Source organism: Bradyrhizobium sp. (genome assembly GCF_035484855.1).
Classification (GTDB): Bacteria; Pseudomonadota; Alphaproteobacteria; order Rhizobiales; family Xanthobacteraceae; genus Bradyrhizobium.
This window is the reverse complement of record NZ_DATHOP010000171.1, coordinates 1-15904: the sequence shown is the minus strand read 5'-3', so window position 1 is coordinate 15904 and position 15904 is coordinate 1. Positions and strand designations below refer to the sequence as shown.

Sequence of the window (15904 nt, the reverse complement as noted above, 5' to 3'; positions counted from 1 at the left end):
TTTTTTCGCAGGTTTCGAGGAGGGTGGCATCGATGTTTCCGGGGTGCCTGTGACGCCCCTCAGAGCGCGATCTTACATTGTTTCAGGGTCTGCTCCGGCGTTCCGGAAGCATCGATGATGGTCCAGTCGAGCGCGCCGATATTATAGCGCTCCTGAAGCCCGGCAATGTCGGCCGTGGCGTCGGATGCATCTTTCTCGCGGCGGCCGACCCGGTTCAGCCGGGTCGCAAGGTCGGTCCGGAGAAAGAAGCCGGTAAACCGGACCTTGAGCCGCCGCGTGGCCTCGAAAATCGCCTCTCGCTCGGCTTGCTCGGCGAATACCGCGTCGGCCACGACCGAACGTCCCTGCGAAAGGATCCGCATCGCACGCTGCGTCAGGATTTCGTAGATCTGCGCCGTAATCTCCGGCCGGTAGGCGCTCTCGGGCAGGCGGTCGGTTTCGTTGACATGGAACAGCTGCTTGCGCAGCACGTCGCTGCGCAGCACCGCGGCGCCCGGCCTCGGCAGGAGGGACGGCGCGAGCGCGCGCGCCAGCACCGATTTTCCGGTCCCGGACAGGCCGCCGATCGCCACCAGTATTGGCGCCGGGTGGCCCGGCACCATCTCAAGCCTGCTTCAGTCCGAACAGGCGCGCCGCGTTGCCGCCCAAAATCGCCACCTTCTGCTTATCTGACAGAGTAGTTGTGGCGAAGACGTGATCGACCGGGTGCTGCTCCCAGGGAATCGGATGATCGGTGCCCATCACGATTTGGCTCGCGCCGACCTGCGCCACCAGATGGCGCAAGGCCTCCGGCGTGAACACCAGGGCGTCGAAATGCAGCTGGTTGAGATATTCCGAAGGCTGCTTCTTCAGCTTGATGTCGGGATTGCAGTTCTGCGGCGAGACGAAGCAGGCATGGTCGTCGCGCGCCGCGTACGAGCCGAGATAGCCGCCGCCGTGTGCGGCCAGGATTTTCAGGCCCGGGAAGCGGTCGAGCGTTCCCTCGAAGATCAAATGCTGTAGCGCGATCGTGGTATCGAGCGGATTGCCGATCGTGTTCGACAGCCAGCCATTGCCCTTGAAGCGCTTGGCGAGTTCCGGCGTGCTCTGCGGATGGATGAACAGGACGGCGCCGAGTTCTTCGGCCTTGGCCCAGACGGGGTGGAATTTGGGATCGGAAAAATCCTCCCCCATCACGCTGCCACCGATGGCGGCGCCGCGCAGGCCCTGCTTCTTGATCGCCGTTTCCAGTTGTTGCACGGCGAGGTCGGGAAATTGCAGGGAAAGCGTTGCGAAAGCCCCGAACCGGTCCGGCCGCGACGCGCATAGTTCGGCGAGCTTCTCGTTGTTGACCTTGACGATCGCGGCCGCCGTGTCGCGGTCCTTGCCGTACCAGAACGGATTGATCGACAATATCTCCATGTCGATCGCCATCGCGTCCATTTCCTTCAGGCGCTGCTCGATGACGATGAAATGCTCCGGGACGCCCTTGACCGGCGGCAAGATCTTGTCGGCGGCATCTCCCATCAAATTGAGAGCTTCATGAAAATAGCAGTGGGTGTGCGCATCGACGGTCATGACCCGCTTGCCGCCGACCTTGACGGGCAGGCGGGCCGTGCCCGGCTGGGCTCGCGCGCCGTGCTGCAGCCCGCAACCGCAGAAGACGATCCCGCTCGCCGCCGCGCCCTTCAGGAAGTTTCTCCGGGTGGTGGTCATTCTTGTTCCTTCCCTGACGGGCTGTTCTTGATTTCTTCCGCGTACATTGCCAAGCCGGAAGCGAGAGGGCAATGATTCCCTTAAGAAGTTCGCGGCCCGAATTCGGAGAGCCGTCGTGCAATTTGGCGAGAGATAGAGGGAAATCCGCTATGGGTCTGGTTCGTTTGCTGGCTGCGGCGGTGGCGCTGCTCGTCGGTTCGCCCGCGCTCGCGCAGTCGGTCTATCCCGACCGGCCCATCAAGATGATCGTGCCGCTGGCGGCCGCGAGCGCCGTCGATGTCGCAGCCCGCATCGTGACGCAGAAGATGTCCGAGAACATGGGCCAGCAAATCGTCATCATCAACCAGCCGGGTGCCTCCGGCTTGATCGGCGCCGAGCAGGTCGCCAAAGCCGAGCCTGACGGCTACACGATCGGCGGCTTCAACGACAGCGTCATGACCATGGTGCCCAACCTGCATGCGAGCATGCCCTGGGACATCATCCGGGACTTCGAGCCGGTGTCGCTGGTGGCAACCGTCGAGTGGGGACTGATCGCCGGCAACAAGACCCCCTACAAGACCGCAGCCGACCTGATCGCCGCCGCCAAGGCCGCGCCGGGCAAGATCGACTATGGCTCGGGGGGACCCGGCAGCCCGCAGCATCTGGCGATGGCAATGTTCGCCTCCGCTGCCGGCATCTCGCTGACCCATGTGCCCTACAAGGGCGCCACGCAGGCCGCGACCGACGTCGCCTCTGGCCAGATTCCGGTCGGCTTCCAGGGCATCGGGACCGTCGCAGCGCTGGTGCGCGGCGGTCAGCTCAGATTGATCGGAGTGACCACCGAAAAGCGCTTGCCGCAATTCCCCGATGTGCCCACCGTCTCTGAGTCCGGCCTGCCCGGATTTTTCTTCAATTCCTGGTTCGCGATCGTGGCTCCCGCCGGCACGTCGAGGGACATCGTCGCCAGGCTGAATACAGAGGTTCTCAACGCAATCGCCGATACCGAGGTTCGCCGCAAGCTGGAGGATTTGGGATTCACGGTGCGCGGGACGTCGGCCAGGGAGCTGGATGTCCTGACCCGCGATCAGCTCGCCAAATATGCGCGCGTGATCAAGGACACCGGAATCCCGCAGGAATAGCGCGACGGTTCCGTAAAGGTGGTGACTGTTTTGCAACCGGCGCAGGTGCAAATTATCGAAAAACCAGCATTGGTGGCGGTCTCCTTCCCCGCCGGTTGCAATAGTGCGGCCGGACGCCGCGGCGCGGGCATCGATTGAAGGCTTGCAAGGCGGTCCGGCTTTCTTGCTGTTGCGGTTGCGAAGGGGTATAATTTCCATCTCCAGCGGATTGATCGCTCTGTTCCAGCCGCATCGAGCCGATCCGCCAAAAACGGGCTTGTTGATTAATCGTGACCTTCGTGCCTCAGGACAGGACGGGTGACGCTCGGCCATTTCCGAGCAGCAAGCTTTCGGTCCTGCGCAAGCATCCGATCTTCTGCGATCTTGATCCCGACGCCCTCGACCAGCTTTGCCGCTACGCCAAGCACGCTTCGCTGAAGCGCGGCGCCACGATCTTCTCCAGGGGCGATGCCGGCACCTGCCTGTTTGCGGTGATCAGCGGCACGGTGAAGATCAGCATCTCCTCCGCCGATGGCCGCAACGCAATCTTCAACCTGATCGGCCCCGGCGAGATTTTCGGGGAAATGTCGGTGCTCGACAGCCAGGCGCGGTCCGCCGACGCCATTGCCAATACCAATTGCGAGGTTTTCATCATCGACCGCCGTGAATTCCTGCCCTTCGTTCGCAGCCAGCCGGAGCTGGCGATGAAGTTTATCGAACTATTGTGCACGCGGCTGCGATGGACCAGCGACCAGGTCGAACAGATCATTCTGCAGAACCTGCCGGGGCGGCTCGCCAGCGCGCTGCTTCGTTTGACCGACAAGCACAAGCTTGCGCCGGGAGGCCGCACCATCGCCGTGACCCAACAGGAAATCAGCGAGATGGTCGGCATGACGCGCGAGAGCATCAACAAGCAGCTGCGGGTCTGGGCGGCGCGCAACTGGGTCCGCCTCGAGCACGGCGCCATCGTGGTGTTGAATGAAGTGCCGCTGCAGGCGCTGGCGGAAGCCGGAGCGGCAACCGAAGACGATTAGAGCGCGGTCGGTCCGCCGCGCATCGTCCGCATCGTCTCTCACGAATCTTGCATACGAGCTGCGGTACAACCATCGCGTTTGGCGGGACGCGGGTTCCGGAATTTCAATTCGCAGCCAGTGTGAGCCAATTCACAGTGGTGTTGCCTGCATTGGGGTTAAGTCGTGCCGGGGTGATCGGCAAGATGGAGGCTTTCATGCACGGCACGTTCGAGCGGTCACGCGAAACTCGCAACGACGATGGCAACCGCGGTTCAGGCATCGGATTTCTGGCACTGCCCGTCATCATCGCGGTCGCCATGGTCGCGTTGGTGATTGCCAAGCCGGAGGCGTCCGTCTGGATCGCGCAGGCGGCGCAGGCCGAAGCCGGCTTCATCGTGCCGGATGCGGCTCCCACCCAGCTGGCGCAGCCGGCCGGCGAAATCCGCAGCGTCAAGGCCGATTGACGCGGGCGAACATCGCGTCGTCGCTGTTCGCACGTCTCTAGTTGGACACGTCTCTAGTTGGACACGTCGCGAACGGCTGCCGGTTGCTGCAGCTGCTGGTTTGCCGCGATCCAGGCGCTAAGCCCGCCGCGGTACCACAAGACGTTGCGATATCCCAATTGCATGGCTCGCAGCGCGGCATTGTAGCTTTCCCAGCATTTCGAACCCTGGCACAGGAACACCAAGGTTCGACTGGCGTCCTGCGAGGTCAACTGGGCGAGTACCGAGGAAAATCTGCGTTGAAGGCGATCCCTGAAGGTGCCGGGATCGCCTGCGCCGGGCATATAGATTGCTCCGGGAAGCGTGCGGTGACCGCCGGTGGTGTCCCTCAGAACGTCCACCACGATCGCGTCGGTGTTGATCAGATTGACCATTTCGCCAGTCGTGACGCGGCGGCCGCCGGGAATGATGAGCGGCGTTTGGCTGCCAACCTCCATTTTCAATTCGCTCTGCGGCGCGACGCCCCAGTCAGTCAGCTCGTCGGCAAAATTCTGGGACTGCTGGGGGCTGGACGGCGATGGACTCGCGGGCCTCCGACGTTTCAAGTCATTGACAAAGGAAATCGTCGTTTGATCGTTCGGATCGATGCGCAGCGCAGCCTGAAAATCCGCTGCCGCGTTGTCGTACTGATTGAGAAAATAGTATGCACGGCCCCTCATGCGATAGCCATAGATTGTGGTCGAATCCATTGAAATGCATCTTGTAAAATCCGTGATTGCATCCTGGTACTGGCCGACCTCGAGATAAGCATGCCCCCGAAATTCGTAGGCCAGCCGATAATCGGGAGAGAGCTCGATCATCTTTTGGGCATCGTCGAACAGCGCGCGCCACTGTTTCTTGTCTTCAAGGGCGAACGCGCGATTCTCATAGCCCCATAGCAGCTTGGGATCGAGCTTGATCGCCGTGGAGGTTTCCGCGATCGCTTCGTCCATCCGTTGCTTGCTTCTGAGCATGTAACCCCGATTGGCATGGGCGAGCGCATAGTTGGGATTCAAGGAGATGGCTTGATCGAAATCCTGCATGGCGCGATCGGTGTCGCCAAGATCGCGAAACAGGACGCCTCGATCATTCAGGAAGTACGGACTGGCAGGTGCGATTGCGAGCGCCTGATTGTAATCGCTCATCGCCAATTGAGCCTGCTTCAGGGAATAGTGAGCATATCCCCGCAGGTAGTATGCCTCGGCAAGTTGGTTGCCTTTCAGCTCGCCCGAAGCGATTCGACTTGAGCATGCCGTGATGCGCTGGTTGAAATCCTGCGATCTGCACGCGGATCCCACAACATCGACTTGCTCCGCCGGCTTTTGGGGAACGCTCTCGGCCGGCTTGCCCCAGGGAATGCTGCCAGGATGCGTCCATGCCAGAACGAAGACCAGCATCGCAATCGCCTGAGGCCAGATGATCCATGACATCCGATACCATCGGTCGTCATACCAAAGCCGACCGTGATCTTGCAGCCAGGAAGAAGTCCTCGCGTTCATAGACCTGGTCCTTTGCAGGGCCTCTACTTCATAGCCAGAAAGCGTGCCCGATGGACGACAACCGCCTTGCGCCTGCGTTGTTAAAGCATCGCCTCGAGAAATTATCCTGCATATCCTGCGCCAACAAGTGGAAACGCCGTCGAAGCATCGCGCCGGAGCAACGCCGCTGAGCTTCGCACAAGACCGTCAGCGGGCGGAACCGTGAGGCGTAAAAGCGCCCGGCGACAGGCTTTTTTGACAGGCGGCCCGACAAATTTCTTTGCGCCCTTTTGCGGTTTGAGTAGACTATTCGCGGCTGATGGGCGGTTGGTCAGGGGGCGAGGGCAATGTCTGAATCCGGGCAAACGCCGGCAACTGCAAGCGAGAAAGCGGCGAGCGCGGCTCCTCGATCCAAAGCGAGCGGCGGCCCCGGTCCGCGCGCGGCAATCATCGCCGTGGCGGGCTTTCTGCTTGTCGCCGGGGCTGTCGGGCTGGTGCTGCAGAAAACCGATCTCAGCCCGATGTCGGGCAGTTCGGCTCAACCGACGCTTTCATATGTAGCCCAGCGCGACATTCGTGCCGCCGCGGCTACGCTGACGCCGTCGGCAGCGGGACCACTGGTGCAGGACGCGGAGAGTTGCAAGATTCCGCTGGTCTCGATGACGATCGACAGGGGAGCAGCCGATATCGGCAGCACAATTCGAATCCGATCGGGTAGCTACGTTTCTCCCTATTTTACCGTCACGGAGGGCATGCAGAGGGTCGCGGTACCCTATCCGGCGCCTTACGGATCAGGCGTCGGCACCATTGTCGTTGAAGGCAACGCTCACGGTGCAATCCTTGGTCTCACCCCGACAAGGGTTATGATAGACCTCCCCGCTGCTCAGAGCATCCCCGTCGTATGGCGTCCCGTGAACCCCTGCTAGCTGAACCGCGGTCCGAGATGAAAAACCCGTTCAAGGACCAGCCGATCCTCCCGATCATCGTCGGGGGAGTTGCGGCTGCGGTTATCACCGCCTGGATTTTCAATCCGCAATCGGGGCCGGCGGGATGGATCAAGGGTCTGTCACCCTCGACGCAGGCCGTCTTGGGCGGCACCATGATCGTCCTGGTGCTCGCCAGCGTTGGCCTGCTGCTGACAATTGCCGCGTCGGTCGGCGCACGCACCGGGGCGCTGCAGCCGGCCCCGACCGGCGGCATGTCCGACGTGATCAAAATGCTGTTCGCTCCGCAGCGGACCGTTCCCGATACGCCACCCAACAAGGCCATCGAGGACCTTGAAGCCATGGTGGGGCTGGTGCCGGTCAAGCGCGAGGTCAACGGCCTGATCGCCCGGCTGCAGGTCGAGCAAAAGCGGCGCGCCCAGGGGCTACCCACGGCCGCGATGAGCCTGCACATGGTGTTCACCGGGCCGCCGGGCGTCGGCAAGACCGAGGTCGCGCGCGCGCTTGGACAAATCTACCGATCGCTTCGGGCGCTACGCGTCGGACACCTGGTCGAGGTTCAGCGCGCCGACGTCGTCGCAGGGTTCATCGGGCAAACCGCGCCCAAAATGCTGGATAAATGCAAGGAAGCGCTCGATGGAATTTTGTTCATCGACGAAGCCTACACGCTTGCAGGTACGCCCGGATCGAGCGGAGACTTCGGCAGGGAAGCGATCGACGCACTGCTGAAATTCATGGAAGACCACCGTGACCGCATCATGGTGATCGTCGCCGGCTATCCCAACGAGATGCGCCGTTTCATCGACGCCAATCCCGGCCTTGCCGGACGGTTTACAAAGACGATCGATTTTCCAGCCTATAGTGCCAACAATCTCTGCGAAATCTTTGGCGGCATGGCGGCGAAGCAGCATTTCACTTTGCCAGAAGGCTTTCAGTCCAGGGTCAAGCCCTGGATCAGCGAGCGATCACGCGCCCAGGACTGGGCCAACGCGAGGGAGATGCGCACGCTGTTGGAAAAGGCGCGGGAGGCGCAAGCGATGCGCATCTCGGTGGATCCGTCCGCCGACCTTTCGCGCATCGAAATCGCGGATCTGATGCGGGCAACGGGCCGCGGCTAGCATGATATGACGATAACGGCGCTCACGATCGTATTCATTCTCACCGCAGGGTTGAGCGTGACGTTCATCGCCGTGCGGCTGGTGCAGCAGCACGCTCAGCCCTCGATGGCGAATTCGCCCGATCTGATCCGTCCCATCACAATTGTCGACGCTGACGACACGCCCGAGACGTCACCCCTGGAGATGGCATTTACCAGGCTCGACGCCATGGTCGGGCTCGCCCCGGTCAAGCAGGAGATCAGAAGCCTGGTCGCGCGCATGTCGGTCGAGCAGAAGCGCCGGGATCAGGGTCTCGATGTCTCCGCGCTCAGCCAGCACATGGTGTTTACCGGACCGCCCGGCGTCGGCAAGACCGAAGTCGCCCGTCTCGTCGGCGATATCTTTCGAGGCTTGAAGGTGCTTCGCAAAGGGCACGTCGTCGAGACCGACCGTGCCGGCATGGTGGCTGGATACATCGGGCAGACCGCAACAAGAACACTGGAAAAATGCCGCGAGGCACTGGACGGCATCCTGTTCATCGACGAAGCCTACACCCTGGCCGCGGCGCACGGCGACAATTATGATCCCGGCAAGGAGGCGATCGACACGCTGCTGAAATTCATGGAGGACAATCGCGACCGCATCGTCGTGATCGTCGCCGGCTATCGAAATCAGATGCGGCGTTTCATCGACAGCAATCCCGGTCTGAACAGCCGCTTCAGCAAGACCGTCGAGTTTCCCTCCTATAGTCCCGCCGAATTATCGGAAATCTTCCGGCGCATGGCGGCCCGGCAACAGTTCAACCTGCCCGAGGGCTTCGAGGTCAGGCTCAACGCATGGATCGAGGGCCGCGCGACCACCGAGGACTGGGCCAATGCCCGCGAAATGCGCACCTTGCTGGAAAAGGCGCGCGAGGCGCAGGCGATGCGGATCTCGCTCGACCCATCGGCGGATCTTTCGCTGATCACGATCGAAGACATCGTTGTGGCGACCGGCCAGCAGGCCGAGGACAACGAAGCGCAGGTCGCCGCGGCGCTCGAAAGACTCGACGCCATGGTCGGTCTCGTCCCCGTGAAACAGGAGATGAAGGGACTGGTTGCACGCATGGCAGTCGAGCAGAAGCGCCGCGATCAGGGACTTCCCGTCGCCGCGCTGAGCCAGCACATGGTGTTCACCGGTCCGCCCGGCGCCGGCAAGACCGAGGTCGCGCGTGTCGTCGGTCAGGTTTTCCATGCACTGAAGGTTTTGCGCAAGGGACATGTCGTGGAAACCGACCGGGCCGGCCTGGTGGCAGGCTATGTCGGGCAGACCGCGACAAAAACGCTCGACAAATGCCGCGAGGCGCTCGACGGCATCCTGTTCATCGACGAGGCCTACGCGCTGGGTACGCCACCCGGCATCACCATAGGTCATGACTTCGGCAAGGAAGCGATCGAGACGCTGCTGAAATTCATGGAGGACAATCGCGGTCGGCTGGTCGTGATCGTCGCGGGCTACCGCAACGAGATGCGCCGCTTCATCGACAGCAATCCGGGGCTTAGCAGCCGCTTCAGCAAGACCATCGAGTTTCCGTCCTACGATTCCAGCGAACTCTGCGAAATCTTCCGCCGCATGGCCGCCCAGCAGAAGTTTGCGCTGCCCGATGGGTTCGAGGCCAAGATCAAGCCCTGGATCGAAAGCCGTTCGAAGGCCGAAGACTGGGCCAATGCCCGCGAAATGCGAACGCTGCTGGAGAAAACGCGGGAGGCGCAGGCATTGCGGGTTGCCAATGATCCATCTGCCGATGTTTCAAAGGTCACGATCGAGGACGTCGTCGTGGCAACCGGCCAGCAGGGCGAGGACAACGAAGCCCAAATTGCCGCCGCGCTCGAGAGACTCGACGCCATGGTCGGACTCGTCCCCGTGAAACAGGAGATGAAGGGGCTGGTCGCACGCATGGCAGTCGAGCAGAAGCGCCGCGAGCAGGGACTCCCGGTCGCGGCGCTGAGCCAGCACATGGTGTTCACCGGCCCGCCCGGCGCCGGCAAGACCGAGGTGGCGCGTGTCGTCGGCGAGGTTTTCCGGGCCCTGAAGGTGCTGCGCAAGGGACACGTCGTGGAAACCGACCGGGCCGGCCTGGTGGCGGGCTATGTCGGGCAGACTGCAATCAAGACGCTCGACAAATGCCGCGAGGCGCTCGACGGCATCCTGTTCATCGACGAGGCCTACACGCTGGGCACCCCGGCCGGCATCACCATAGCTCATGATTTCGGCAAGGAAGCGATCGAGACGCTGCTGAAATTCATGGAGGACAATCGCGAGCGCATCGTCGTGATCGTCGCGGGCTACCGCAATGAAATGCGCCGCTTCATCGACAGCAATCCGGGTCTGAATAGCCGCTTCAGCAAGACCATCGAGTTTCCCTCCTACGATTCCAGCGAACTCTGCGAAATCTTCCGCCGCATGGCCGCCCGGCAGAAGTTTGCCTTGCCCGACGGCTTCGAGGCCAAGCTCAGGCCCTGGGTCGAAAGCCGTTCGAAGGCCGAGGACTGGGCCAATGCCCGCGAAATGCGAACCCTGCTGGAGAAAACGCGGGAGGCCCAGGCATTGCGCCTTGCCAGTGACCCATCGGCCGATGTTTCAAAGGTCACGATCGAGGACGTCGTCGTGGCGACCGGCCAGCAGAGCGAGGACAACGAAGCTCAAATTGCCGCTGCGCTGGAGAAGCTCGACGCCATGGTCGGTCTCGTCCCCGTGAAACAGGAGATGAAGGGACTGGTCGCACGCATGCAGGTCGAGCAGAAGCGCCGCGAGCAGGGACTTTCCGTCGCCGCGCTGAGCCAGCACATGGTCTTCACCGGTCCGCCGGGCGTCGGCAAGACCGAAGTCGCGCGCCTGATCGGCGAGATTTTCCGGGCCCTGAAGGTGCTGCGCAAGGGACATATCGTGGAAACCGACCGGGCCGGCCTGGTGGCAGGCTATGTCGGGCAGACCGCGACAAAAACGCTCGACAAATGCCGCGAGGCGCTCGACGGCATCCTGTTCATCGACGAGGCCTACACGCTGGGTACGCCGGCCGGCATCACCATAGGTCATGACTTCGGCAAGGAAGCGATCGAGACGCTGCTGAAATTCATGGAGGACAATCGCGAGCGCATCGTCGTGATCGTCGCGGGCTACCGCAACGAGATGCGGCGCTTCATCGACAGCAATCCCGGCCTGAACAGCCGCTTCAGCAAGACCATCGAGTTCCCCTCCTACGATTCCAGCGAGCTTTGCGAAATCTTCCGGCGCATGGCCGCGCATCAGCAATTCGCTCTGCCCGATGGGTTCGAGGCCAAGCTCAGGCCCTGGATCGAGGGCCGCTCGAAAGCGGAAGACTGGGCCAATGCCCGCGAAATGCGGACCCTGCTGGAGAAAACGCGGGAATCACAGGCCTTGCGGCTCGCGACCGATCCGTCAGCCGATGTTTCAAAGGTCACGATCGAGGATGTCGTTCTGGCAACCGGCCAGCAGCAGGAAGATAACGAAGTCTCGATTGCCGCCGCGCTCGGGAAACTCGACGCCATGGTTGGTCTTGCGCCGGTGAAGCAGGAAGTCAAACGGCTCTCGGCGCGGCTCGAAGTCGAGCAGAAACGCCGCGCGCAGGGGCTTCCGATCGTCGCCCTCAGCCAGCACATGGTGTTCACCGGACCGCCCGGCGTCGGCAAGACCGAGGTCGCGCGCGTGATCGGCGAGATTTTCCGGGCGCTGAAGGTTCTGCGCAAGGGACAGATCGTGGAGACCGACCGTTCGGGCCTGGTGGCCGGCTATGTCGGGCAGACCGCGACAAAAACGCTCGACAAATGCCGCGAGGCGCTCGATGGCATCCTGTTCATCGACGAGGCCTATACGCTGGCGGCGAACGCCGGTTTCGGCGTCGGTCATGATTTCGGCAAGGAAGCCATCGACACGCTTTTGAAGTTCATGGAGGACAACCGGGATCGCATCGTCGTCATCGTCGCGGGATACCCCAACGACATGCGGCGGTTTATCGAGAGCAATCCGGGCCTGAGCAGCCGCTTCACCAAGACGATTGATTTTCCCGCCTATGGAACCGGCGATCTCTGCGAAATCCTCAAGCGCATGGCGGAACGTCAACACTTCACGCTTCCCGGCGATTTCGCGAGCGCCTTGACGGCATGGATTGAAGGGCGATCGAGGTTGCCCGATTGGGGTAATGCACGGTCGATGCGCACGCTGCTGGAAAAGGCGCGCGAGGCGCAAGCCATCCGCATCTCGACGGACGCGGTTGCCGACCTGTCACGGATCACAACCGAGGATCTTCTCGATGCGACAGTCAGCTGACCATGGCCAGTGCCGTGTCGAGCTTCCTGGAAAGCATTGGGAAAATCTCGCCGCGCTGCCGGGTTCGGCTCTTGTCCGGGAGCGGGATTCTTGGGACATTATCGGCACCCTATAGATTTTCCTGGTTCGGAATCCCGAAAGATGCGAGCCGTTCGACTCATTGTCACATCGATTGCGGCGGCCATTACGGCGTTTCAGATCGCGCTGCCGCAGCTGTCTTACGCGGTCGCCGGCGAAGCCGTGCAGGATATGCCGCGCCGTCTGATTATCGCGCAGGCGCCCATGGGCTCACATGATCCCCACGCGCCGCCGCTGGCGCCGGCCGCGCCTCTGCCGCCGCCAAAGGCCGATTATATTCCGCCAAGTCTCCAGCCCAGCCAGTCCGCTCCGGACGAACCGGACCAGCAGCCGTCGGAGTTGTGGGGCGCCATCGGCTTTACCGCGGACGGCTCCTATTCCTCGATTTGGAAGGTGCCCTCGAAACCGGAAGCCGAGGCGGAGGTCGCCAAGAAATGCGCGGCATTCGGTCGTGGCGGCTGTCAGGTCGTCAGCTTTTCCGGAAAGCAATGCGCGGCGCTGGCGACGTTTATCGGATCCTACAGGCGGCGGCGCTGGGACCTGTCCTTCACGGCGGGAGGCGAAACCTACCCGGAAGCGCAAAACGCAGCGATGACAAGATGCAATTCGGATGAACGATCGCAGGGCCGCTGCCAGTTGCGCACCGCGGCCTGCGCCGACGGACGATAGGGCCGGTGACCTCGCTCAGATCAGAGCGTAGCATAGCCCGCCGTCTCAGCGCAGCACATGCCGCGGCAGCCACAGCGACACTTCCGGAATATAGGTGACGCACATCAGCACCACGAACATCACCGCGTAGAACGGCCAGATTTTCCGCATCACCTGCTCGATCGTGACCTTGCCGACCGCGCAGCCGACGAACAGGATCGATCCGACCGGCGGATGGCATAGTCCGATGCCGAGGTTGAGCAGCATGATCATGCCGAAATGAACGGGATCGACGCCGAAGTTCTGCGTCACGGGCAGAAGGATCGGGGTTGCGATCAAAATCGACGGCGCCATGTCGACCAGCGTGCCGAGCACCAATAGCAGGATGTTGATCAGGAACAGGATGACGTATTTATTGCTGGAGATCGACAGGAAGAACGCCGTCATTTTGGCCGGCATCTGCGTCAGCGCCATCACATAGCCGACGCTGGAAGCACAGGCGATCAGCGTCAATACCATCGCGACCGTACGCAACGTCCGGTGCAGCAGCACCGGCAGGTCACGCCAGCGATAGTCGCGGTAGATGAACATTGTGACGAAAAACGCCCAGACGCAAGCCACCGCGCCGGCCTCGATGGCGGTGAAGATGCCGCCCAAAATGCCGCCGAGGATGATGAGCAGCGTCACCATGCCCCAGGCGGCGTCGATGGTGATCCTGAGCGCGTCTTTCGCCGGCACCGTCTGGCCGCGTGGATGCCCGTCACGGTAGGCGACGACCAGACAGAGCACGATCAGCGAGAAGCCGAGCAGGAGCCCCGGAAAGACGCCGGCCATGAACAGCGCGCTGATCGAGATCGTGCCGCCGGTCGCCAGCGAATACAGCACCGCATTGTGGCTCGGCGGCACCAGCAGCGCCTGCACCGACGAGGTGATGGTCAGATTGGTGGCGAACACCCGGGGAAAGCCGGTCTTCTCCATCTGCGGAATCATCACCGAACCGATCGCGGAGGTATCGGCCACCGCCGAGCCGGAAATGCCGCTCAGGAATGTCGTCGCCAGCACGTTGACGATGGAAAGACCGCCGCGCACCCGGGTGAAGCCGACCAGCACATCGGCGAATGCGACCAGGCGCCGCGCCATGCCGCCTTCGGCCATGATCGCGCCGGCGAGCACGAAGAACGGGATCGTCAGCATCGCCACCTTGCTGACGCCGTCGGAGATTTTCAGCATCACCGCTTCCAGCGGAATTCCGATCGACCAGGCGCCGGCGATCGCGGCCAGCGCCAGCGAATAGGCGATCGGCATGCCGATGACGAAGCAGACCAGCATGGTGGCAAGCAGAACGAAGATATCCATTGGATCGCTTGCCCCGGGTCAGTCGAACGGCACGACTTCATGATCTTGTGAAAGCGGATCGGGAGGTGCGCCCAAAAAAATCCGCTCGATGATGAACAGCAGCAGGCAGGCGCCGCCGACCGGGATCGGCAGATAGGTGACGCCCACCGACAGGAACGGGAAATCCGCGATCGTGTTGTACCAGGTCACTTCGACCAGGCGCGCGCCCCACACGATCATGAAGGTCGCGATCAGCCCCATCAGCAACTGAACCACGAGATCGAGCAGGCGGCGCCATCTCCCCGGCAACTGGTCGGCGAAGTAGGAAACATTCATGTGCAGATTGAGCCGATAGGCCGCGGCAGCGCCTACGAAGGTCAGCACGATGGTCAGCAGCACGGCCATCGGTTCCGGCCAGGACGCGGCGCTGTTGAGCACGTAGCGGGTAAAGACCGCCCACGGGATCACGGCCGAAATCAGCACCAGCGCGGTGCAGCCGACGATGACGCAAACCAGGTAGAGCGCGTCCATCGTTCGTCGATACAGTGCGGCCATGCTTTGGATCTTTCGATGGTCGGCCGGGCGTTTGCAGGGCGTCGTCGACGCCCCGCAAAGCCGACCGCGCGCGTCAGGCGATGGCCTGGATGCGCTTGATCATGTCCTGGTATTTCGGGCCATACTTGTCCCATACCGGCTTGACCGCGTTCTGGAACGGCGCCTTGTCGGCGATGTCGACGATCTCGCAGCCGGCCGCCTTGGCCTTGTCCATCGCCTTCTGCTGATACTGATTCCAGAGTTCGCGTTCTTCCAGTTGCGCCTCGCGGGCGAACTTCTTGATCAGGCCCTGATCGTCGGCGGAGAGCTGGCTCCATGCCCTCTTGGAGAACACCAGCACTTCGGGAATGATCAGGTGCTCGGTGAGCGAGAAATATTTTGCCGCCGTGTAGTGATTGGAAAAGACATAGCTCGGCGGATTGTTCTCGGCGCCGTCGATGACGCCGGTCTGCAAGGCGCTGAACACCTGATCGTAGCCCATCGCAACGCCGTTGCCGCCGAGCGCGTTCATCATGTCGATGAAGATCGGGTTGCCGATGACGCGAAACTTCAAGCCCTTGAGGTCTTCGATGGTCTTGATCGGCTTCTTGGTATTGTAAAGGCTGCGGGCGCCGGAATCCATCCAGCACAACGCGACCAGTCCGGCATTGGGCGCCGCCGTGACCTTATCGAGCAACTCCTGACCGATCGGTCCATCCATCATTCTTTGCGCATGCGCCGTGTTCTTGAACAGGAACGGCATATTGACGACGTTGATGTCGTCGACGATCGGCCCCATCGATCCCACGCTGACGCGCAACAGCTGGATCGCGCCGATCTGCGTCTGCTCGATGGTTTCCTTCTCGCCGCCGAGTTGCATCGACGGATACATCTGCACCGAGAGCCGGCCGTCGGTAGCCGCGCTGAGTTTCTTGCCGAGATTTTCCGTCGCTGCCACCGTCGGATAACCCGGAGGCTGAACGTCGGATGCCTTGAAGACCGCCTTGGTTTGCGCAGCGACAGGCGAGGGCGTCGCCAGACCAGCCGTCAAACCCGCCGCGCCAAACCCTGCGCTCAACTTCATGAAATCGCGACGCTTCATCGCTTTCCTCCCGGTGGTGTTCAAATGCGCGGTCATTTCCTGACCTGTTTGCATCTTTGCTAGCAGGCCGCCCGT

Annotated in this window: 13 protein-coding genes; 7 read left to right on the top strand and 6 right to left on the bottom strand. The window is 62.0% G+C overall.

Annotated features, from left to right (window positions below; genetic code table 11):
* Positions 1-59: 59 nt before the first annotated feature.
* Both VK804_RS19435 and VK804_RS19430 read right to left on the bottom strand, forming a co-directional pair.
* On the bottom strand, positions 60-602 hold the full coding sequence (locus VK804_RS19435; RefSeq protein WP_325373213.1) for an AAA family ATPase: 543 nt from the start codon (positions 600-602) through the stop codon (positions 60-62).
* A gap of 1 nt (position 603) precedes the next feature.
* The gene (locus tag VK804_RS19430; RefSeq protein ID WP_325373212.1) at positions 604-1695 is read right to left on the bottom strand and encodes an amidohydrolase family protein; all 1092 of its coding nucleotides are present in this window, start codon (positions 1693-1695) and stop codon (positions 604-606) included.
* A 149-nt stretch (positions 1696-1844) separates the two neighbouring features.
* Between VK804_RS19430 and VK804_RS19425 the strand changes: the two genes are divergently transcribed.
* The 3 genes from VK804_RS19425 to VK804_RS19415 all read left to right on the top strand — a co-directional run bounded on the left by VK804_RS19425 (position 1845) and on the right by VK804_RS19415 (position 4269).
* Positions 1845-2813 carry a Bug family tripartite tricarboxylate transporter substrate binding protein gene (locus tag VK804_RS19425; protein WP_325373210.1) on the top strand — a complete coding sequence of 323 codons (969 nt, stop codon included), beginning with the start codon at positions 1845-1847 and terminating at the stop codon, positions 2811-2813.
* Positions 2814-3091: 278 nt separating this feature from the next.
* Positions 3092-3826, top strand: coding sequence for a Crp/Fnr family transcriptional regulator (locus VK804_RS19420; protein WP_325373262.1), 735 nt, complete (start codon positions 3092-3094; stop codon positions 3824-3826).
* A gap of 119 nt (positions 3827-3945) precedes the next feature.
* On the top strand, positions 3946-4269 hold the full coding sequence (locus VK804_RS19415; protein ID WP_325373209.1) for a hypothetical protein: 324 nt from the start codon (positions 3946-3948) through the stop codon (positions 4267-4269).
* Positions 4270-4322: 53 nt separating this feature from the next.
* On the opposite strand, the gene VK804_RS19410 is transcribed toward VK804_RS19415, so the two are convergent.
* Positions 4323-5717 (bottom strand): tetratricopeptide repeat protein, encoded by a 1395-nt coding sequence (locus VK804_RS19410; protein WP_325373207.1) that lies wholly within the window; start codon positions 5715-5717, stop codon positions 4323-4325.
* A gap of 395 nt (positions 5718-6112) precedes the next feature.
* Here VK804_RS19410 and VK804_RS19405 point away from each other — a divergent pair, with 395 nt between their 5' ends.
* From VK804_RS19405 to VK804_RS19390, 4 genes are all read left to right on the top strand, one after another.
* The gene (locus VK804_RS19405; RefSeq protein WP_325373205.1) at positions 6113-6691 is read left to right on the top strand and encodes a hypothetical protein; all 579 of its coding nucleotides are present in this window, start codon (positions 6113-6115) and stop codon (positions 6689-6691) included.
* 17 nt (positions 6692-6708) lie between these two features.
* The gene (locus VK804_RS19400) at positions 6709-7827 is read left to right on the top strand and encodes an AAA family ATPase (protein ID WP_325373203.1); all 1119 of its coding nucleotides are present in this window, start codon (positions 6709-6711) and stop codon (positions 7825-7827) included.
* A 6-nt stretch (positions 7828-7833) separates the two neighbouring features.
* Entirely contained in the window at positions 7834-12132 is a 4299-nt protein-coding gene (locus tag VK804_RS19395; protein ID WP_325373201.1) for an AAA family ATPase, read from the top strand.
* A gap of 141 nt (positions 12133-12273) precedes the next feature.
* Positions 12274-12879: a DUF4189 domain-containing protein gene (locus VK804_RS19390; RefSeq protein ID WP_325373199.1), complete on the top strand. Its 606-nt coding sequence runs from the start codon at positions 12274-12276 to the stop codon at positions 12877-12879.
* Positions 12880-12924: 45 nt separating this feature from the next.
* On the opposite strand, the gene VK804_RS19385 is transcribed toward VK804_RS19390, so the two are convergent.
* The 3 genes from VK804_RS19385 to dctP all read right to left on the bottom strand — a co-directional run bounded on the left by VK804_RS19385 (position 12925) and on the right by dctP (position 15829).
* Positions 12925-14214, bottom strand: coding sequence for a TRAP transporter large permease (locus VK804_RS19385; protein WP_325373197.1), 1290 nt, complete (start codon positions 14212-14214; stop codon positions 12925-12927).
* 18 nt (positions 14215-14232) lie between these two features.
* The gene (locus VK804_RS19380) at positions 14233-14748 is read right to left on the bottom strand and encodes a TRAP transporter small permease (RefSeq protein ID WP_325373195.1); all 516 of its coding nucleotides are present in this window, start codon (positions 14746-14748) and stop codon (positions 14233-14235) included.
* 73 nt (positions 14749-14821) lie between these two features.
* Positions 14822-15829, bottom strand: a complete 1008-nt coding sequence (dctP, locus tag VK804_RS19375; protein WP_325373193.1) for a TRAP transporter substrate-binding protein DctP — start codon at positions 15827-15829, stop codon at positions 14822-14824.
* Positions 15830-15904 lie beyond the last annotated feature (75 nt).